Annotated in this window: 18 protein-coding genes; 5 read left to right on the top strand and 13 right to left on the bottom strand. The window is 69.2% G+C overall.

Going from position 1 to position 18,743, the window contains the following annotated elements:
* Positions 1-146 precede the first annotated feature (146 nt).
* From ACAV_RS10620 to ACAV_RS10590, 7 genes are all read right to left on the bottom strand, one after another.
* A complete protein-coding gene (locus ACAV_RS10620) occupies positions 147-1,103 on the bottom strand; it encodes a Bug family tripartite tricarboxylate transporter substrate binding protein (protein ID WP_013594575.1) in 957 nt (318 codons plus the stop codon).
* A 37-nt stretch (positions 1,104-1,140) separates the two neighbouring features.
* A complete protein-coding gene (locus tag ACAV_RS10615; protein WP_013594574.1) occupies positions 1,141-2,160 on the bottom strand; it encodes a Bug family tripartite tricarboxylate transporter substrate binding protein in 1,020 nt (339 codons plus the stop codon).
* A 98-nt stretch (positions 2,161-2,258) separates the two neighbouring features.
* Entirely contained in the window at positions 2,259-3,191 is a 933-nt protein-coding gene (locus ACAV_RS10610) for an NAD(P)-dependent oxidoreductase (protein ID WP_013594573.1), read from the bottom strand.
* Positions 3,188-3,874 (bottom strand): RraA family protein, encoded by a 687-nt coding sequence (locus tag ACAV_RS10605; RefSeq protein ID WP_013594572.1) that lies wholly within the window; start codon positions 3,872-3,874, stop codon positions 3,188-3,190. The genes ACAV_RS10610 and ACAV_RS10605 overlap by 4 nt, the downstream gene beginning before the upstream one ends.
* A 44-nt stretch (positions 3,875-3,918) precedes the next feature.
* Positions 3,919-4,950 carry a Bug family tripartite tricarboxylate transporter substrate binding protein gene (locus ACAV_RS10600; protein ID WP_013594571.1) on the bottom strand — a complete coding sequence of 344 codons (1,032 nt, stop codon included), beginning with the start codon at positions 4,948-4,950 and terminating at the stop codon, positions 3,919-3,921.
* Positions 4,951-4,983: 33 nt separating this feature from the next.
* The gene (locus ACAV_RS10595) at positions 4,984-5,907 is read right to left on the bottom strand and encodes an amidohydrolase family protein (RefSeq protein ID WP_013594570.1); all 924 of its coding nucleotides are present in this window, start codon (positions 5,905-5,907) and stop codon (positions 4,984-4,986) included.
* Positions 5,908-5,936: 29 nt separating this feature from the next.
* A complete protein-coding gene (locus tag ACAV_RS10590) occupies positions 5,937-6,944 on the bottom strand; it encodes a Bug family tripartite tricarboxylate transporter substrate binding protein (RefSeq protein ID WP_013594569.1) in 1,008 nt (335 codons plus the stop codon).
* Between the two features lie 123 nt (positions 6,945-7,067).
* Between ACAV_RS10590 and ACAV_RS10585 the strand changes: the two genes are divergently transcribed.
* Positions 7,068-7,871 (top strand): IclR family transcriptional regulator, encoded by an 804-nt coding sequence (locus tag ACAV_RS10585; protein WP_013594568.1) that lies wholly within the window; start codon positions 7,068-7,070, stop codon positions 7,869-7,871.
* Between the two features lie 59 nt (positions 7,872-7,930).
* On the opposite strand, the gene ACAV_RS10580 is transcribed toward ACAV_RS10585, so the two are convergent.
* Complete coding sequence (locus ACAV_RS10580; protein ID WP_013594567.1) at positions 7,931-8,881, bottom strand: IS110 family transposase; 951 nt, start codon at positions 8,879-8,881, stop codon at positions 7,931-7,933.
* 232 nt (positions 8,882-9,113) lie between these two features.
* Here ACAV_RS10580 and ACAV_RS10575 point away from each other — a divergent pair, with 232 nt between their 5' ends.
* From ACAV_RS10575 to ACAV_RS10565, 3 genes are all read left to right on the top strand, one after another.
* On the top strand, positions 9,114-9,686 hold the full coding sequence (locus ACAV_RS10575) for a peroxidase-related enzyme (RefSeq protein ID WP_013594566.1): 573 nt from the start codon (positions 9,114-9,116) through the stop codon (positions 9,684-9,686).
* Positions 9,687-9,791: 105 nt separating this feature from the next.
* Positions 9,792-11,882, top strand: a complete 2,091-nt coding sequence (locus tag ACAV_RS10570) for a multicopper oxidase family protein (protein ID WP_013594565.1) — start codon at positions 9,792-9,794, stop codon at positions 11,880-11,882.
* 88 nt (positions 11,883-11,970) lie between these two features.
* Positions 11,971-12,705, top strand: a complete 735-nt coding sequence (locus ACAV_RS10565) for a DJ-1/PfpI family protein (protein ID WP_013594564.1) — start codon at positions 11,971-11,973, stop codon at positions 12,703-12,705.
* A gap of 53 nt (positions 12,706-12,758) precedes the next feature.
* Here ACAV_RS10565 and ACAV_RS10560 read toward each other — a convergent pair whose 3' ends face one another.
* Complete coding sequence (locus ACAV_RS10560; RefSeq protein ID WP_013594563.1) at positions 12,759-13,424, bottom strand: TetR/AcrR family transcriptional regulator; 666 nt, start codon at positions 13,422-13,424, stop codon at positions 12,759-12,761.
* 138 nt (positions 13,425-13,562) lie between these two features.
* Here ACAV_RS10560 and ACAV_RS10555 point away from each other — a divergent pair, with 138 nt between their 5' ends.
* Positions 13,563-14,462 carry a metal-dependent hydrolase gene (locus ACAV_RS10555; protein WP_013594562.1) on the top strand — a complete coding sequence of 300 codons (900 nt, stop codon included), beginning with the start codon at positions 13,563-13,565 and terminating at the stop codon, positions 14,460-14,462.
* Between the two features lie 5 nt (positions 14,463-14,467).
* Here the strand turns inward: ACAV_RS10555 and ACAV_RS10550 are convergent, their stop codons facing one another.
* The 4 genes from ACAV_RS10550 to ACAV_RS10535 form a co-directional block, all read right to left on the bottom strand.
* Entirely contained in the window at positions 14,468-15,073 is a 606-nt protein-coding gene (locus tag ACAV_RS10550) for an ankyrin repeat domain-containing protein (protein ID WP_013594561.1), read from the bottom strand.
* Positions 15,074-15,144: 71 nt separating this feature from the next.
* The gene (gene katB / locus ACAV_RS10545) at positions 15,145-16,668 is read right to left on the bottom strand and encodes a catalase KatB (RefSeq protein ID WP_013594560.1); all 1,524 of its coding nucleotides are present in this window, start codon (positions 16,666-16,668) and stop codon (positions 15,145-15,147) included.
* Positions 16,669-16,915: 247 nt separating this feature from the next.
* Positions 16,916-17,836, bottom strand: coding sequence for a DMT family transporter (locus ACAV_RS10540; protein WP_013594559.1), 921 nt, complete (start codon positions 17,834-17,836; stop codon positions 16,916-16,918).
* Positions 17,836-18,618: an SDR family oxidoreductase gene (locus ACAV_RS10535; protein ID WP_013594558.1), complete on the bottom strand. Its 783-nt coding sequence runs from the start codon at positions 18,616-18,618 to the stop codon at positions 17,836-17,838. The genes ACAV_RS10540 and ACAV_RS10535 overlap by 1 nt, the downstream gene beginning before the upstream one ends.
* Between the last annotated feature and the right edge of the window lie 125 nt (positions 18,619-18,743).

Genomic DNA, 18,743 nt, shown 5'->3' with positions numbered 1-18,743 from the left:
GCGCGGCCCCTGCACAGGCGCAGCCCAGGCCAGCAGACGCCGCGCAAGGGCCGCCCCGCCGCGCTGGCGTCGTCCCCCTTCCCGCATCGCGCAGCGAGGCGAGAGAAGGGGGAAGGCGCAACGCGCCTCAGGGGGTTGCTCCAGATCTAGTCGAGTTTGATGTTGCCCTTGCGCACCACCTCGCCCCACTTCGCATCTTCCTTCTTCAGGAAGGTGGCGAACTCGGCCGGCGTGGAGCCGATGGGCTGGGCGCCCAGGTCGGTCAGTCGCTGGCGTACCTCGTCTTCCTTGAGCACCTCGGCCAGCGCCTGCTGCAGTTGCGCAGCGATCGGCGCGGGCGTGCCGGCGGGCAGGAACACACCGTTCCATTCGTAGGCTTCGTAGCCGGGGATGGCGGCTTCGGCCACGGTGGGCACGTCGGGCAGGCGCCTGGAGCGTTCGGGCGCGGACACGGCCAGCGCGCGCAGCTTGCCTCCCGTTATCAGCGGATAGGTGGCTGCGACGGTACCGAACATGAAATCCACCTGCCCTCCCATCACGTCCGCGATCGCCGGGCCGCCGCTCTTGTAGGGCACATGCACCATGTCCAGGCCCAATTGCTGGCGGAACAGTTCCGCCGCCAGGCGCTGCACCGTGCCGCTGCCGCCCGAGGCGAAGTTGAGCTTGCCCGGCTGCGCCTTCGCCCGGGCGATCAGGTCGTTCACGGTCTTGAGGGGCGAATCGGCCTTCACGATGAGCACGTTGGGTGCCAGCAGTACCAGCGACAGCGGCTGCAGCGCAGTGCTGGCATACGGCATCCTGGGGAACAGGTGCGGGTTGATGGAGTACGGCGTGGCGTCGTACAGCATGGTGTAGCCGTCGGCCGGCGCCTTGGCGACGAAGCTCGCGCCGATGGTGCCGCTCGCGCCGGCCTTGTTGTCCACGATCACGCTGGTGCCCAATTTGGCGCCCATGCGCGTGGCGATCACGCGTGCCACGGCATCGGCTGCGCCGCCCGGGGCATAGGGCACGACGATGGTGACAGGCCGTTCCGGGAATGCGGCATGGGCCAGGCCCGCAGCGAGGGCGACGGCGGCGGCGAAGGGCTTGATGAAACGGTGCATGGCGTCTCCTAGCGATGGTGTTGTCTGTGGGCTGCGCTCATTCGGCTTTCAGGTCCAGATCCCTGGCGATCTGCGTGTAGGTGGCAACTTCGCGTTCGACCTGCGCGGCGAAAGCCGTGCCGCAGGTGGAGTCGGCGTCGAGCCCCAGGCCGCGCAGCTTCTCGGCCGCGGCGGCGCTGCCCGCGAACTCGCGCGCCACCTTCTCCAGCTGGTGCGCGATGGGTTCGGGCAGGCCGGCGGGCGCCAGCACGCCGTACCACGCATCGGCGGAGTAGTTGCCGCCGCCGGCTTCGGCGAACGTGGGCACATTGGGCAGCAGCGATGACCGCCGGGGCGACGCCACGGCCAGGGCCGCCAGCTTGCCGCTCCGGATCTGCGGCAGCACCGAGCCCAGCGTGGCGAAGGAGCTGTCGAGCTGGCCGCCCATCATGTCGGTGACCACGGGCGCAGCGCCCTTGTAGGGCACGTGGTTCAACTTCAGCCCGTTGGCGCGCGCGAACATTTCGGTGGCGAAATGCCCGGAGCTGCCCACGCCTGCAGTGCCCGCCGTGAGGCGGCCCGGCTCCTGGCGGGCGCGGGCCATGTAGTCGGCCAGCGTCTTCACGGGCAGGCCCTGCCCCACCACCAGTACCGTGGGGCTGGTCGCCACGGTGCACAGCGGCTTGAAGGACTTCACCGCGTCGAACTTCACCCGTCCGCTGTAGAGCCCCGGGATCATCGTGTGGTTGGTGGCGCCGAACAGCAGCGTGTAGCCGTCCGCCGGTGCGCTGGCCACGGCCTGCGCGGCCAGGATGGTGTTGGCGCCGGGCTTGTTGTCGATGATGAACGGCTGGCCCAGCGCGCGGCTGGCATGGTCGGCGAAGGCGCGCGCCACCACGTCGGTGGGGCCGCCTGCCGCGAAGCCCACGACCAGCTTGACGGGCTTGGCGGGATAGGCACCAGCCTGCGCGAGGCAGGCGGCCGAGGTGGCGAAAAGCGTGGCGGCCAGGGCCTTCGGAACGAAAGCGGTGAAGCGAACAAGCGTGGTTCGCCCGGTGCCTGCAGAAATGGAATGCATGCGCATGTCTCCTGTCATGGGCCGCGTCGCGCGCAGCCTCGTGTGGTGAATGGTCGCTGGCGCAGGGCACGGCCACGCAGCCGTGCCCTGCCTTCCGGTCAGGCCGCCGCGGCAGCGCGCTCCAGCACGGCCAGCAGGTTGCGGGCCGCACCCACGCCCATGTTCACGTAGGCGTCGCTTGTCACGCCGCCGATGTGCGGGCTCAGGATGAAGCGCGGTTCGCCCTGGAATGGATGGCCGGGCGCCATGGGCTCGACGGCGAAGCTGTCCAGCCCCGCTGCCATCACCTGGCGGGACCGCACGGCCTCCAGCAGCGCCACCTCGTCGATCAGGCCGCCACGCGCGGTGTTCACCACGATCACGCCGCGCTTGCACTGCGCCAGCGTGCTGGCGTTCAGCATGCCGCGGTTCTCTTCCGTCAGCGGGCAATGCAGCGACACCGCATCCGACTCGCGCCAGAGGGTTTCGAGCGGCACGCTCTGCACGTAGTCCGGCAGATTCTTCGCGAACGGGTCGAAGCCGATCACGCGCATGCCGAGCGCATCGGCCATCTTCGCGAAGCGCAGGCCGATGGCGCCCAGGCCCACCAGGCCCACCGTGCGGCCGCCCAGCTCCAGGCTCTTGTGCGTGGCCTTGTCCCAGTGGCCGGCATGCATGCGGGCATCCAGTTCCACCACGGACTTGGCGCAGGCCAGCAGCAGCGCCAGTGCCTGCTCGGCCACCGCGGCGGCGTTGGCACCCACGGCGGCCACCACCTCGATGCCGCGCGCTTTCGCCGCCACCTTGTCGATGGTATCGGTGCCGCTGCCATGCTTGGAGATCACCTTGAGCGAAGGTGCCGCGTCCATCACGGCCGGGCCCACCTTGCCGTAGCGCACGATGATGGCCACGGGGTCATGTTGCCCGGCCAGGGCGACCATGTCGTCTTCCGTCGGCGTCTTGCCGGCGTACACGACCTCGAAATTCTTCAGCAGATCGAGCGCCTGCTGCGCCAGGTCGGCCCCCGTGACGATGATGGTGCCGGCGCTCACAGCGACTCCCCTTCCTTCAGCACGCCAGCGGCGCGCAACGCGGCAGGCAGCCACTTCGATGCCGTGTCGCCACGGGCGATCGCCTCGATGCGGGCGGCCTCGTCGGCCACTTTCTTGTCGGCCAGGGCCATCATGGCGGGAGCCTTGGCGCGTTCGATCACGACCACGCCGTCGGCATCGCCCACCACCAGGTCACCCGGGTTCACCACGGCGCCGCCGGCGGAGATGGGATGGTTGATGCGGCCGGGCACGTACTTGGTGGGCCCGGCGGGGTTGAAGCCCGCGCTGAACACGGGGAAGTCCAGTTCCAGGATCTCCAGCTTGTCGCGGATCGCGCCGTCCACGATCACGCCGGCGAGGCCGCGCTTCTTGCAGGCGCTGAGCATCAGCGTGCCCATCAGCGCGGCGGTCTGGTCGCCCTTGCCGTCGATCACGAGCACGTCGCCGGGCTGGGCCAGCGCGATGGCCGCGTGGATCATGAGGTTGTCGCCGGGGCGCACCTCGACGGTGAAGGCCGGGCCCGCCACCTTCATGTGCTGGTGCACGGGCGAGACGCGGGCGTGCATGGTGCCGCGGCGGCCGGCCACGTCGGCCAGGATGGCGGCCTGGAAGGTCGCGGCCCTGGCGACGACGTCGGCGTTCACGCGCTCGATGTCGCGGATGACTTCAGGAAGTTGGCTCATGGTGATGTTCGTTGGGTTGAGAAAAAGGAGGTGGACCGCACCCGTTATTCCGCTTTGATGTTTCCGTCCTGGATGACCTTCGCCCACTTGGCGGAGTCGGCCTTCTGAAGGTCGCCCAGCTGCTTCGGCGTGCCGCCGACCAGCGTCACGCCCAGCTTGTCGGCCAGGGCCACGACGGCCGGGTCCTTGAGGGCCTTGTTGATTTCCTGGTTCAGGCGCTGCACCAAGGCGGCGGGCGTCTTGGCAGGCGCGAAAACGGCCTGCCACTGTTCGACCACGAAATCCTTCATGCCGACCTCGCCCATGGTGGGCACGGCGGGTAGCGCCTTGAGCCGCTGCGCCGAGGTGACGGCCAGTGCACGCAGCTTGCCGGCCTGCACGTGCGGCAGCGCAGCGGCCACGGGCGCGAACATGAACTGCACCTGGCCCGCCAGCGTGTCCTGCAGGGCGGGCGTGTCGCCCTTGTACGGCACGTGAATGAAGCGCGCGCCCGTCTGCTGCTGCAGCAGTTCACCCTGCATCTGCAGGATGGTGCCGTTGCCGCCGGAGGCGTAGGCCAACTGGCCGGGCTGGGCCCTGGCTGCGGCCACGAGATCGGCCACGGTCTTGAAGGGCTGGTCCGCGCCCACCACCAGGATGTGCGGGATGGTGCCGATGATCACCACGGGCTCGAACGCTGCGATGGGGTCGTATGGCAGCTTGCCCAGGAGGTGCGGCGCGATGGCCTGCGGGCCGATCGAGGTGCCGAGCAGCGTATATCCATCGGGGGCGGCCTTGGCCACGAAGGCGGCGCCGATGGTGCCTGTGGCGCCCGCGCGGTTGTCCACGATCACGTTGGTGCCCAGAGCCGTGCCCAGGCGCTGGGCCACGGTGCGGCCCAGCACGTCGGTGCTGCCGCCCGGGGGGTACGGCACGACCCAGGTGATGATCTTGTCGGCGGGCCAGTCGGATTGCGCGTACGCGGGCACCGGGCCCAGAGAGCCCAGCAGCAGCGTCCCCGCGGAGGCGATCAGGCCGCGGCGGCCGATGCCGGCGTCGCCGAGGGGAGATGTCGGTGGACGGAGGGTATCGGTCATGGCTTGTCTCTTTGTGCTTGTTTTGAAGGGAATTCAGCGCGCGGTCTGAACGGCCGGAAAGCCGTAGAGCGCCGCCGGGTTGTCCACCAGCACGCGCCGCAGCGTGCCGGCATCTCCGGTCAGCTCCGCCCATTCGGCCAGGCGGTCGACCTGCCCCGCGTCGTCCGGCAGCGGCTGCACGCCGGCCGTGGCGGTGGCATGGGGCCAGTCGCTGCCCCAGACCACGCGTTCCGGCGCCGCGCGCAGGTAGCCGGCGGCCAGCGCATCCAGCGCCGGGTCGTCCACCGCGTGACGCTCGCTCACGATGTAGCCGCCGGAGAGCTTCATCCAGGCGCGCCCTTCCTGCAGCAATTCCAGCAGCAGCGGATGGGCGGGGTGGCGGCCGGCGAGCGCGGGTGGAATGCGCCCGAAGTGGTCGAACACCAGCGGCGCTGGCAACTGGCGCAGCACGCCGGCCTGCTGCGCCAGCAAATCCGGCGCCATCAGCAGTTGCAGATGCCAGCCGAGCGGCGCGATGCGCCGTGCCAGCGGAAGCAGTGCATCCACCGTGCCCGACACGCCCAGCGACAGGTTGAGCCGCACGCCGCGCACACCGGCCTCGTGCAGGCGCAGCAGTTCGGCATCACTCTCGTGGCCGCCGATCACCGCCACGCCCCGGGCATCGGCGCCCAGCGCGGCCAATCCTTCCAGCATGCAGCGGTTGTCGGTGCCATAGGTGGAGGGCGTGACCAGCACGGCGCGCGTGCTGCCGATGCGCCGCTGCAGCGCGCGCAGGTCATCCACGCCCGCGTCCGGGGGCCTCAGACGGGCGGCGGGCTCGGCCGGGAAGCGGCTGTCATAGAGGTGGACGTGGCAATCGCACGCACCGGCCGGAAGCGCCGTGCGCGGCGCGGTGGTACCAGCAGAGAAGCGCACGGGCGTGGCGGTGCGGTCGTCGCGGGCCATGGCGAGCGTCATGCGTCGGCGTCGGATTGCGGCGGACGCAATCAGTCCAGGCTCGCGCCGGAATCCTTGACGATCTTCGCCCAGCGGGGCACTTCGGCCTTGAGCAGCGCGCTGAACTTCTCCGGCGTGCCGCCCAGCACGTCGCCGCCTTCGGATTTGAGCTTTTCGGCCACGTCCGGCTGGGCCAGCGCCTGGTTGATGGCCTTGTTGAGCGTCTGCACGATCGGCACGGGGGTGCCCGCGGGTGCCAGCACGCCATACCACGACGCCGCCTCGAAGTCCTTGTAGCCGGACTCGGCCAGGGTGGGCGTGTCCGGCAACTGGGCCGAGCGCTTGAGCGAGGTGATGGCGATGGCCCGCAGCTTGCCGTTGCGCACCTGGCCGAGCAGCGTGGGCACGGCCGACATGTACAGGTCGATCTGCCCGCCCACGAGGTCCGTCATGGCCTGCGAGGCGCCCTTGTAGGGCACGTGGCGGAGCTTGATGCCGGCGGCGTTCTCGGCCAGTTCGCCGGCCAGGTGGGCCACGGTGCCGTTGCCGGAGTAACCCAGCGTGATGCCGTCGGGTTTGGCCTTGGCGGCGGCCACCACGTCGGCGAAGGTCTTGTAGGGCGAACCGGCAGGTGCGGCCATCACGATCGGCGCGGAAGACACCAGCGCCACGGGCACCAGGTCCTTGAGCGGGTCGTAGGGCAGCTTGGCGTAGAGCGAGGGGTTGATGGCCAGGTTGCTGGTCTGGCCCATGACGAGCGTGTAGCCGTCGGGCGCCGCCTTGGCCGCAGCGTCCACACCCAGGTTGCCCCCGGCGCCTGGCCGGTTGTCCACCACCACGTTCCACTTGTGCTGGTCGGTGAGCTTCTGCGCCACGGTGCGCGCGATCATGTCCGTGCCGCCGCCCGGAGGGAACGGCACGATGAGGCGGATGGGCTTGTTCGGATAGGCGGCCTGGGCATGCACGACGCCAGCGCTCAGGGCGGCGGTGGCGGCCAGGGCCAGCAGCAGAACGCCGCGGCGCGGCACGGCAAGGCGGGAAGCCGGAAGGAAAGGCATGTCGGTTGTCTCCGTTGTGTTTGTCGGCCCGGCGCCGTGGCGTTGGAAACCCGGCGTGATGCGACTTTAGAAAAACGTTTCGCTGCATACAATGCCGTTTCGCACAACGCAACGCGTACTGCCATGAGCAACCCCTCCCGCACACCATCCCGGCCCATCTCCGCAGAGGTTCCTCCTGGTCCCGCGCCCGCCACCGCCAGCGATGGCGGCGTCATTGCCGTCACGCGCGCATTGCAGGTGCTCGCGGCATTCGCCCTGGGCGAATCGCAGCTGTCGCTGGCCGAGCTGAGCCGGCGGTGCGCGCTTCACAAGACCACGGTGCTGCGGCTCGCCCGCACCCTGGCGCACTCCGGCTACCTGGTGCAGCGCGAGGACGGCGACTGGCGGCTCGGGCCCGCCGCGGGCTGGCTGGGGGCGCGCTACCAGGCCGGGTTCGACGTGCAGAACGTGCTCGAGCCGGCGCTGCGCGCGCTCACCCAGTCCACCGGAGAGAGCGCGGCTTTCTATGTGCGCGAGGGAGAGGTCCGCACCTGCCTCGTGCGCGTGGAGGGCCCCCAGGCCCTGCGGCACCATGCCCGCATGGGCGAGGGCCTGCCGCTGGACAGGGGCTCGCCGGGCCGCGTGATCCTGGCCTTCTCGGGCGCGCCGGGCACGGAGTACGAACGCATCCGCCAGCGCGGATACCACTGGTCCATCGGCGAGCGCGAACAGGGCGTGGCCACGGTCTCCGCGCCGGTGTTCAGCATGCACTGGCGGCTGCTGGGCTCGGTGTGCATCTCGGGGCCCGCATCGCGCCTGCAGCCGGAAAAGCTCGAGGCGCTCGCGCAGACCGTGGTCGCGGCGGCCAACCAGCTGTCGTACGCGCTGGCCGGCAGCGCGGCGGCGCCCGGCGCCACCGGCGTGCGCGCCAGCCACTGGCATCCGTGATACCGTTTTCGCTCACTACCCGATTCGAACGACGACAGCAACCATCTTGAATGACTAGCTCAAAGACGCTCAGCAAAGTCATCGCGCCAGGGCGACCTGGTGCGAGCGATCGCGTTCAGGATGACCAACAGCTTGTGCATGCAGGCCACGAGGGCGACCTTCTTGGCTTTGCCCGCGGCCAGCAGCTTGGCGTAGAACGCCTTGAGGACGGGGTTGAAGCGCGTGCCGACCAAGGCTGCGACGTAGAGCACGCGCCGCACGTCGGCGCGGCCACCGAAGATGTGGCGCTGGCCCCTGAGCGTGCCCGAGTCTCGGTTCATGGGCGCCAGACCGACCAGGGCCGTGATCTGCTTGCGATTGAGCTGGCCGAGTTCGGGAAGTTGCGCCAGCAACGTGCAGGCGGTCGTCGGCCCCACGCCCTTGACCGAGGTCAGCAGTTTGGCCAGGTCGGCGTGGTGAGTCTGGACATGCGCCTTGAGCTCGTCATCGACATCGTGCAATTGCGCCGCGATGGCATCCATGATCGCCAGGATGCTGGGCTTGGCCTTGCGGTGGGCCACGCCCAGGCGCTGGCGCTCGGACACCAGCATGGTCACCAGTTGCCTGCGGCGCACCACCAGGGCCGTGAGCTCGCGGCGCTCGTCGTCGGCCAGGGCACGAGGCTGGTGGCCTTGCGCATCGAGCATCGAGGCAAAGCTGCGCAGAGCTTGCGCGTCGATGCGGTCGGTCTTGGCCAGCTTGCCCACGCAGCGCGCGAAGTCGCGTGCCTGGCGAGGGTTGACCACCGACACGCGCAAGCCCGCGCCCGCCAAGGCCAGCGCGAGGTCTTGCTCATAGCCGCCGGTGGCCTCCATCAGGATGAGCCTGGGCGCCAGCGGTGCGAGCCATTGGCACAGCTGGGCATGGCCGGCTTCGTCGTTGGCCAGATTGAGCGTCTGCAGTTCGCCCGTGACAGCCACTTCGAAGCTGTTCTTGGCGATATCGATGCCCACGTAGACGAGTTCACTCATAGCGGTTCTCCAACTCCCAGCCTTACGAATACGAAATGTGTTCGGTCAACCATTCGGGATGCGGCAGAACAAAGGGACCACCACCGTGCGCCCTGGGCTGTCATTCGAGCTCGCGCTCGCAGGAGACACAGGCTGCGCGGCGGTGAGTCAACCCGTTCAGTGGCCAAGGCCGGCCGGCCTGCCTTGACGACTGAAGTTTGAACCAACTGAGACATATAAGGAGACGACCACCGTGAGCCGCTACCCCCTTCCCGAACTGAACACGCTGCCCGAGGACATCCAGGCCCGCATCCTCGACGTGCAGGACAAGGCCGGCTTCATCCCGAACGTGTTCCTGGCGTTCGCGCGCCGGCCCGCCGAGTGGCGCGCCTTCTTCGCCTACCACGACGCGCTGATGCTCAAGGAGGAAGGCTCGCTCACCAAGGGCGACCGCGAGATGATCGTCACCGCGACCAGCGCCGCCAACCAGTGCCTGTACTGCGTGGTGGCGCACGGCGCGCTGCTGCGCATCTACGAGAAGAAGCCCTTCGTGGCCGACCAGGTGGCCGTGAACCACCGCAAGGCCGACATCACCCCGCGCCAGCGCGCGATGCTCGACTTCGCGATGAAGGTCTGCCAGGAGTCGCAGGCGATCGGCGATGAGGATTTCACCGCGCTGCACGCGCATGGCTTCGACGACGAGGACATCTGGGACATCGCCGCCATCACGGCGTTCTTCGGGCTCTCCAACCGCATGGCCAGCTTCGCGGGCATGCAGCCGAATCCGGAGTTCTACCTGATGGGGCGGGTGCCGCGGCAGCGCTGACCGGACGGTTGACCGCAGGGGCTCGGCCCATCCATACTGGATGCGGCGCGACAGGGACTCCCAGAAGGCCCGCGCGCAGCATCGACATTACCGAGGGAGGAAACCATGGAACCCGTGCTTCGCAGCACCTGGGCGGCATTGCCGCTCGCCATCGCCGCCATCACGGCCGGCACAGCCCCCAGGCCGGCCCACGCCCAGGCGGACGCCGACCGGGAAGTCCGCAACCCGCCGCTGCTCGAGCTCCGGCGCGGGGTCCCGCAGCCCGTCCTGGTGCAGGAGCGGGCTGCAGGGCAGGCCGGAGGGCGCACCCGGGCCCTGCGGCTCGAGCAGTTCTCCAACGTCCTGAATGACGCCACCCTGTCGCCATCGCACGAGGTGTCGCTGGACCTGAATGTCGTCTACACCGACGGCACCCTCTGGAACCCGGCAACCCGGCGCAATGACAAGGTGAGGCTGCGCAGCTACCAGGGCGCGCATGTCCGCCCTGGCGCCCCCTTCGTGTCGCCCATGCTGGAAGTGCGGCCCGGGGACACCATCCGCATGCGGCTCAACAACCGGCTTCCGCCCGACCCCGGCTGCATCCAGGCGCCCCAGGGCGCCAATACCCCGCATTGCTTCAACGGCACCAACCTGCACACCCACGGGTTGTGGGTGAACCCGGCCGGCAATGGCGACAACGTGCTCATCTCGGTCAATCCCGGCGTGAGCTTCGAGTACGAATACAACATACCGTCCGACCACCCCGCGGGCACCTACTGGTACCACACCCACCGCCATGGATCGACGGCGCTGCAGGTGGCCAGCGGCATGGCCGGCGCGCTCGTGATCCGCGGCAACCGCCCTCCCACGCCGGAGAAAAACGGGGATCTGGACACGCTGCTGCGCCCGACGCCGCGGCAGGCGTTCCAGGAACGCGTACTGGTCTTCCAGCAGATCCAGTACGCCTGCCGCGACAAGGACAACCACATCAAGCTCAACCCGGACGGCAGCTACCGGTGCGACCCGGGCGATACGGGAGGCATCGAGCACTATGCGCCCGCCGGCCCCGGCGACGTGGGCCAGTTCGGCCCGGGCACCTGGGCGAAGTCCGGTCGGTACACGAGCATCAACGGAGAGGTGTTGCCCACGTTCAGGAACGTCCGCGCCGGGCAGATCGAGCGGTGGCGGGCGATCCACGGCGGCGTGCGCGACACCATCAACCTGCAGTTCCGCAAGATGCGCAGCGGCGCGCCCGCCGCCGAGGGCCTGGATCCCGCGCAGCAGGACGCATACATCGCCCGCAACTGCACGGGTGCGCCCCTGCCCCAGCACCTGGTCGCGGCGGACGGCCTGACCACCGCCGCGGCGATGCGGTCGAACCAGACGATCTACCAGCCGGGCTACCGGTGGGACACGCTCATGGTGTTTCCCGAGCCGGGCGACTATTGCGTGATCAATGCCGCCGCGCCCGCTTCCGCCAACGTGGGCCAGCGCGCGCCGTCGCGCCAGCTGCTCGCCACCGTGAGGGGCGTGGCGCCCGGAGGCCCAGCCCCCGCCGATATCTCCAGCTACCTGGCCGAGGAACTGGCAGCGGCCGCCGCCGCCAACATGCCCGCGGATGTCGGACCGCAGGTGGCGGCAGACCTGCGCGATGGGCTGAAGCTGACCCGGTTCGTGCCGCACCCCACCATCGAGGAGGGAGAGGTCACCGGCACGCAGGTGCTCGCCTTCAACATCGACCTGGGCCAGAAGCCGATCCAGTTCCAGGTGAACGGCAGGCCCTTCGAACCCGGCCGCGTCGACCGCGTCCTGACCCTGGGAGGCGTTGACGAATGGACCCTGCAGTCGGACCTGGCGAGCCACCCGTTCCACATCCACGTGAACCCGTTCCAGGTGGTGCGTATCCTGGATCCGGACGGCAGGGACGTCTCGCTGCCCGGAGCCACGGACATCGACCCGTCCGACCAGACGGCCGACCCGCAGTACCCAGGACTCAAGGGGGTGTGGAAAGACACGCTCTGGGTCAAGAACAGCAAGAACGACCAGAACCTGGACGGCAAGTACACGTTGATCGTGCGCACGCGCTACCAGCGCTACATCGGCGACTACGTGCTCCACTGCCACATCCTGGACCATGAAGACCAGGGAATGATGCAGCTCGTGCGCGTGGCCCTGCCCGACGGCGCGGGAGGCACAGTCTCCGGCCACCATCACTGAAGCAGCTCCGGGACGCGCCCGCCGGCCCCAGGGGCCTGGGCGCTTCCCCTGGCGCCGCCCGCCACCCCGCACAACGAGGACACGCACCATGGCCCATACCCCCTCATTCCCCCGCACGCAACGCATCGGCATCCTCGTCTTCCCGGACTTCGAACCCCTCGATGTCTGGGGCTTCGTCGAAGCCTTCTCCATCGCCCGGTTCATCGGGACGTCCTACACCCAGCCCCCGGGTCCCTGCCCGTTCCAGATCGCCCTGATCTCGAATGAATGCAGTCCCGCAGCGGGAGACGCCGCGCCGGCCCCCGTGCGCAGCTTCAACGGCCCCCGCGTGGTCCCGGACCTGTTCCGCGATCAGGCGCTGCAGGAGCCGCTGGACCTCCTGATGGTGCCGGGCGGACGGGGAGTGAACAGCCTGCTGGAAGGACCGGACGCGGCAGGCCTGGCCGCGCTGCTCGACTGGCTGCGATCCGCGGACGGGCGTGTGCCGGTGATCGCGTCGGTCTGCACCGGCGCGGCCCTGCTGGCGAAGGCCGGGCTGCTCGACGGGATGCCAGCGGCCACCAACCACCAGGCCTTCGGCTGGGTGGCGGGGTTCGGCCCGAACGTGCTCTGGGACAACACCTCTCGCTGGGTGGATGCGGGCAAGCGCGTCACTTCGGCAGGGGTTTCCGCCGGCACCGACATGGCATGGCATCTCGTGTCCCGGCTGGCAGGCCGCGCCGTGGCCGAAGCTGCGGCACTGGCGGCCGAATATGACTGGCACCGCGACCCGGGGCAGCCGATCCACTACCCGCAGCAGGCGGCCGTGCCCACCTCGGCCTGAGGCTGACAAGCGCGCCGGCGCTCCCCGCTCGGAGTGCCCGCCCGCGGGCCCGGTCACACGCCATCCGCGCGCAGCAGCCCCCAGAGCATGCGCACCAGTTCGTCCTCGAAGGCCGGCTGGCCGAGCAGCGGCGAATTCTCCAGCGATGCGCTGCGGATCGCGCCCATCACCGCGCGGGTGGCCACGAACATCATGGCCGGCGTGGGCGGCCGCACCGATGCATCACCCGCCTCCACCAGCCGCGCCAGCGCCATGGCGTTGCGCTCCGCGCCCTCGCGCAGCGCGGCGGTGAAGCGGTCGTGCTGGTCCACGCGCCAGCCCAGGCGCACCATGGCGCGCCGCACGCGCGACTGCCCGCCCGTGCCGAAGGCCGACACCAGCAGTCGCACCATGTCCTGCAGCACCTCGCGCACGGGCCGCTGCCGGGCCAGCGCGTCGTCCAGCATCTGCTGCAGCTCGCGCTGCACCCGTTCGCGCTCGCGCTCCACCATCGCCAGCAGCACGGCCTCCCGGGACGGGAAGTACTGGTAGAGCGTGCCGATGGACACCCCTGCCACCTGGGCAATGCGATTGGTGGTCAGGGCGGTGTCGCCATCGTTTTCCACAATCTGAGCAGTGGCTCCGAAAATGGCCTCGATGGTCTGCCGCGCGCGCTCCTGGGTGGGCTGGCGCCGCATGCCCACGGGGCTTGTGGAGGGGGACGTTCGTTTCGTGGCCATGGGGAGAAATGTGAGCGCTAGGCGAGTAGCACGCGCGGTTGAAAACTGAATAATGCTCAGAAATGCGCGATGCCGCAACCGCGGCCGTGGCCCCGGCCGCGATCACGGGCCGCGCGTTTTTTTCCGAAAGGATCGACCATGCATACCTCCGCATCTGCCCGCCCCGGACTCCAGACCACCGCCGTGCTGCCGGTGCGCAAGCTCGCCGTGGACCTGGCGCAGGGCTTTCCGCGCCGCTGGCACGGCGGGGACGCCTTCCGCTCCCAGTTCTTCAATGCGCTGTCGATGAGCTTCCCGGTGGGCGAACAGTTCTTCATCGACTCGGTGCGCGCCGCCGCCGAGCGGCTCGAAGCCGGCCGGCCCGACCACGACGCCCTGCGGGTATTGGTGCGCGGCTTCGTCGGCCAGGAGGCCACGCACCGCCACATCCACGGTCTCTACAACGCCGAACTGGAGCGCCAGGGGCTGGACAACCAGTGGCAGCACCGTGCGCGGGCGCGCATCGCCCGCCTGCACGAGCGCACCAGTAATCCGATGCACGCGCTGGCCATCACCTGCGCCTATGAACATTTCACCGCCCTGCTGGCGGATGGTACGCTGCGCTATCCGCGCTGGCTGGAAGGTGCCGATCCGCAGATGCAGACCATCTGGCGCTGGCACGCGGCGGAGGAAACCGAGCACCGTGCCGTGGCTTTCGCGCTCTACGAGGCCCTCGGCGGCCGCCACGACTGGCGGGTGCGCTGGTACCTCTATGTCGGCATGGTGTTCATGGTGGACTCGGTGCGCCAGACCGCCATCAACCTGCGCAGCGACGGCAGCCTGTGGCGCCCGGGTACGTGGGCGAGCGCGGTGGGGATGTTCTGGGGCCGCGACGGCGTCGCCTGGCGGAGCCTGCCGGCGCTGCTGCGCTACCTGCGCCGGGACTTCCACCCCGACCGGGAGCATGCCGCGCCCGGGGCCGCCGAACTGGCGCAAAGCTGGCTCGCGGCGAATGCCGACCGGCTGCGCACCGTGGGCCCCGCCGCCCGGGCCGCCTGAGAGGCTCAGCGCGTGGCGGCGAACTCGCCGCGCTGCAACTCGGCGACGCCATTCCCCCGGGCATCCCGCGCGCCGAGGTCCGCACCCTTCGCGGCGAGGTCCCGCAGCAGTTCGGTGCGCTGGAAGAGCGCCGCGTACATCGCAGCTGTCTGGCCCGCGTTGTTGCGCTGGTCCGGCGCGCAGGCCGTCTCCACGAGGCGGCGGGCGATCGCGAGTTCGCCCTTGAAGATGGCGCCCATCAGGGCGGTGTTGCCGCGCTTGTCCTGCACGCAGGGATCGGCACCGGCCTTCAGCAATTGCTCGACCACCTCGCGGTGGCCGTGGTAGGCGGCGAGGATGAGCGGCGTGTACCCCTTCTCGTCGCGCACGTTCAGGTCGTAGCCCGCAGCCACGAACTCGCCCACCATGTCCGTGCGCCCCTGGCGTGCGGCGTCGAAAAGATACTGCCGCAACTGCGCCTGCAGCCGGGCGGGATCCTGGCTTGCATCGCCAGCGGCAGGGGCCGCTGCCCGGGGCGGCGGAGCTTCGGGGGCGGCCGGGGCCGCCAGGGCCGGGGCACAGGCCGCAAGGCCCGCGGCCAGGCACCAGGCCGGAAGGCAAAGGCTGCGCATGGAATCCTCCTTCGCAAGGTGCCGGCCGCCACCAGCGTGGGGCGCGGCCGGCTTCGTGCAACGCCGCGGTATCAGTCCTGCAGCGCGGCGGCGAGCTGCTTCACGCGGGCCAGGTCGCCCCTGGCCACGCGGGCCACGCCCGTGCCGTATTCGGGATCGGCCTTGTAGAGGAACGACAGGATGATGTGCTTGCTCTCCGCATCAGCGCCCGCGAGGGATTCGCCGAAGCTCTGGATCAGGTCCTGCTGCTCCTTCTTGCCGTAGCTGCGGTACAGGTCACCGGCCTGCTTGAAGTTCTGCTCCTTCGCGATCTTCGCCTGCTGGGTCGTGCCCGTGAGCGGCAGCTGGCTGTAGCGCGCGGTGGGGTCCTGCGGGCGCGGCTCCAGGCGGCTGGGCTCGTAGTTCACGCCGCTGGTGGTATGGCCGGTGTTCAGGGTGCCGTCCTGGTTGCCGTTGTTGACCGCGACGCGGGGCCGGTTCACGGGCAGGGACAGGCCGTTGGTGCCGACGCGGTAGAGCTGCGTATCCGCATAAGAGAACACGCGGCCCTGCAGCAGGCGGTCTTCAGACGGTTCGATGCCGGGCACGATGTTGGCCGGCGCCATCGCCACCTGCTCGGTCTCCTGGAAGAAGTTGTCCACGTTCTTGTTCAGGACCATCTGGCCGATCTTGCGCTCGGGAATGCCGGGCCAGATCTTGGTGGCGTCCAGCGGATCGAAATCGAACTTGCCCAGGTCTTCGGGCTTGAGCACCTGGATGTACAGGTCCCACTTGGGAAAGTCGCCCTGGCGGATGGCATTCACCAGATCGTTCGTCATGTGGCTGTAGTCCTTGCCCTGGACCTGCTCGACCTGTTTCGGATCGAGGTTCTTCAGGCCCTGCAGGCTTTTCCAGTGGAACTTGACGTAGTGCACCTGGCCCTGGGCGTTCACGAACTTGTAGGCATGCACGCTGTTGCCGTCCATGAAGCGGTAGCCCGCGGGCGTGCCCTCGTTCGAGTAGAGCAGCGTGAGCGTGCGCGTGGCCTCGGGCACGTGCGAGAAGAAGTCGAAGCGGCGGGAATCGTCGTCCAGGTTGCTGCGCGGATCGGGCTTGAACGCATGGACCATGTCGGGGAACTTGATCGCGTCGCGGATGAAGAAGGTGGGGAAGTTGTTGCCCACCAGGTCCCAGTTGCCTTCGGACGTATAGAACTTGGTGGCGAAGCCGCGCGGGTCGCGCAGCGTCTCGGGCGAATGGTTGCCATGCACCACGGACGAGAAGCGCACGAACACGGGGGTGCGCTCGCCGGGGCGGAAGAGCCTGGCCTTCGTCAGCGCGGAGATGTCTTCGGATGCGGTGAATTCACCCTTCACGCCCGTGCCCCGCGCGTGCACCACGCGCTCGGGGATGCGCTCGCGGTCGAAGCGCTGCAGCTTCTGGATGAGCTGCACGTCCTGCAGCAGGCTGGGGCCGTTCGGGCCCGCCGTCTGCGAGTTCTGGTTGTCGCCGACCGGCGCTCCGTTGTCGCGCGTGAGCACCGATTGCGCGAACGCGGCCGGCGCCAAGGCCGCATGCAGCACGACGGCTGCGGTCACAAGTCTCTGGAATTTCATGGGACGACTCCACTCCGTGGTTGGTAGAAAACGGAGCGAATCATCGGGGGGCGGATAGCTCGGCAGCAAGAGGGCCGGGACTATGGCGCCCATCAAATTTTCCGATGGGTGGAATTTGCAACCTTTGACTCCATCGGCGGATAACTCTTTATTTCATAGCTTTTTTAGCTATATTTTTAATAGCACAAAAATGGAATCTGCAATTCCCGCTTGCACCGCCAAGCAACTGGTTACGCTCTGCACCCGCTCACCGATGGGCGTTGATGGATGCCAGGATGCCCAGCGTGAAAAGCGCGCAGGCGGCCCATTGCAGGGGCGCGGGCCAGTGGCCTTCGAGCGCGAAGGAGTACACGAGGGCGAACAGCGTCTCGCTCACGATCAGCTGGCCGCACAGGCTGGCGGGCAGCCGCTGGCTCGCCACGTTCCAGAGGATGGTGGCCAGCCAGCTCGATCCGAAGCCGATGGCCGCGCACACGACCGCGAAGGTGCCGATGCCGGGCTGCGCCGCGATGGCGGAAAGCGGGCTGCCCGCCACGAGCCAGAGCAGCACGCCGCCCAGGCCGGTGGCCAGGCCCAGCCAGTTCGCCCAGTCCGTCGCGCCGACCTCCGGATGCCGCTGCAGCCAGCGCGCATTGAGGATCGCGAAGGCGGTCCAGAACACCAGCGCCACCAGGGCGATGCCGATGCCGCGCCAGAAGGTGGGCGAGGCGGCAGCGCCCTGCGTGGTGCCGGTGCCATGCGGGGTCCAGGCCATTAGCACGATGCCCGCGATGGTGAGCAGCAGCCCCGGGGCCAGCGCGCCCCAGCGCAGGCCGTGCGGCTTGCCGAGCACCATGACCCAGACGGGGATCGTGCCGATGATGAGGGCCGGCAGTGGCGCGCCGGCATCGCGGATCGCCAGCACCAGCAGCAGGTAGTAGCCCGTGAATCCGAGAACGCTCAGCCACAGCGCGGCGCCGGCCTGCCGCAGGGTGGGCAGGCGCCGCGGCTGGCCGGCCCGCCGGCGCACCATGCCCCAGAGCACCATGCCCGCCGCCACCGCGCCGTAGGCGACGAACCGGCCGGCCGTGAGGTCCACGGACGCGAAGCCCGACGCAAGGCGTGGCGCGATGAAGACCAGCCCCCAGAGCGCGCCTGCGGCGAGCCCCGCGAGGATGCCGGCCAGCATCAGGCGCCGAAACCGTCGTCGGCCGCGATCACCGCCCCGTTCACGAAATGGCTCTGGTCGCTGGCCAGCATGACGATGAGCGCGTCCAGGTCGCGCGGTTCGCCCACGCGCTTGCGCGGCAGCATGTCCACGAGCTTGCGGCCCTGCTCGGTCTGCCAGTGGTGGTGGTTGATCTCCGTATCGATGTAGCCCGGGCAGATCGCGTTCACGTTGATGCCGAAGCGTCCCCATTCCAGCGCCATGGCGCGGGTCATGTGCACCACGGCCGCCTTGCTCATGCTGTAGGCGCCGATCTGCGGCAGCACCTTGAGGCCGGCCATGGAGGCGATGTTGATGATGCGCCCGCCCGTGAAGCTGCCCGGCGCGGCGCCGCGCGAGCGCGCCAGCATGCGCTTGCCGACTTCCTGCGCAACGAAGAAGGCGCCGCGCACGTTGGTGTCGAAGACGAAATCGAAGTCGTCCGGCGTGACGTCCTGGATGCGCTGGGTGGTGGAGACGCCCGAGTTGTTCACGAGGATGTCGATCGAGCCCATCTCGGTCTCCGCATGGGCCACCGCGGCCTTGATGGAATCGTGGTCGGTCACGTCCAGTTCCACCACGTGGGCATCGCCGCCCTCCCCTTCGATGCGCGCGCGCAGGGCCTTGAGCTTTTCCATGCGCCGGCTGGCCAGCACAACGCCGGCCCCCGCGCGCGCCAGGGTGCGGGCGAACTGTTCGCCCAGGCCGCTCGAAGCGCCCGTCACCAGGGCCACGCGGCCCGACAAATCGATGGTGTATGCCATGGAAACAGCCTCCGGAAGAAAGAAAAAAGAACGATCGTTCGATTGTTGCGCCCCGGGTGCATACAATGGGCCGCACAGCGCCCGCGCGGGGCCCCACGCCCTGGACGCGACATCGTTCGATTATC

The sequence above is a fragment of the Paracidovorax avenae ATCC 19860 genome (assembly GCF_000176855.2).
Lineage (GTDB): Bacteria > Pseudomonadota > Gammaproteobacteria > Burkholderiales > Burkholderiaceae_C > Paracidovorax > Paracidovorax avenae.
Note: the sequence above shows the minus strand (reverse complement) of the source record. Positions and strands in the feature narration are given on the sequence as shown.

Excerpts from the sequence above, each read along its gene's own strand:
- ACAV_RS10620 (WP_013594575.1), bottom strand. The coding sequence starts at position 1,103 with ATGCACCGTTTCATCAAGCCCTTCGCCGCCGCCGTCGCCCTCGCTGCG.
- ACAV_RS10615 (WP_013594574.1), bottom strand. The coding sequence starts at position 2,160 with ATGCATTCCATTTCTGCAGGCACCGGGCGAACCACGCTTGTTCGCTTC.
- ACAV_RS10605 (WP_013594572.1), bottom strand. The coding sequence starts at position 3,874 with ATGAGCCAACTTCCTGAAGTCATCCGCGACATCGAGCGCGTGAACGCC.
- ACAV_RS10600 (WP_013594571.1), bottom strand. The coding sequence starts at position 4,950 with ATGACCGATACCCTCCGTCCACCGACATCTCCCCTCGGCGACGCCGGC.
- ACAV_RS10595 (WP_013594570.1), bottom strand. The coding sequence starts at position 5,907 with ATGACGCTCGCCATGGCCCGCGACGACCGCACCGCCACGCCCGTGCGC.
- ACAV_RS10590 (WP_013594569.1), bottom strand. The coding sequence starts at position 6,944 with ATGCCTTTCCTTCCGGCTTCCCGCCTTGCCGTGCCGCGCCGCGGCGTT.
- ACAV_RS10585 (WP_013594568.1), top strand. The coding sequence starts at position 7,068 with ATGAGCAACCCCTCCCGCACACCATCCCGGCCCATCTCCGCAGAGGTT.
- ACAV_RS10580 (WP_013594567.1), bottom strand. The coding sequence starts at position 8,881 with ATGAGTGAACTCGTCTACGTGGGCATCGATATCGCCAAGAACAGCTTC.
- ACAV_RS10570 (WP_013594565.1), top strand. The coding sequence starts at position 9,792 with ATGGAACCCGTGCTTCGCAGCACCTGGGCGGCATTGCCGCTCGCCATC.
- ACAV_RS10565 (WP_013594564.1), top strand. The coding sequence starts at position 11,971 with ATGGCCCATACCCCCTCATTCCCCCGCACGCAACGCATCGGCATCCTC.
- ACAV_RS10560 (WP_013594563.1), bottom strand. The coding sequence starts at position 13,424 with ATGGCCACGAAACGAACGTCCCCCTCCACAAGCCCCGTGGGCATGCGG.
- ACAV_RS10555 (WP_013594562.1), top strand. The coding sequence starts at position 13,563 with ATGCATACCTCCGCATCTGCCCGCCCCGGACTCCAGACCACCGCCGTG.
- ACAV_RS10550 (WP_013594561.1), bottom strand. The coding sequence starts at position 15,073 with ATGCGCAGCCTTTGCCTTCCGGCCTGGTGCCTGGCCGCGGGCCTTGCG.
- katB (WP_013594560.1), bottom strand. The coding sequence starts at position 16,668 with ATGAAATTCCAGAGACTTGTGACCGCAGCCGTCGTGCTGCATGCGGCC.
- ACAV_RS10540 (WP_013594559.1), bottom strand. The coding sequence starts at position 17,836 with ATGCTGGCCGGCATCCTCGCGGGGCTCGCCGCAGGCGCGCTCTGGGGG.
- ACAV_RS10535 (WP_013594558.1), bottom strand. The coding sequence starts at position 18,618 with ATGGCATACACCATCGATTTGTCGGGCCGCGTGGCCCTGGTGACGGGC.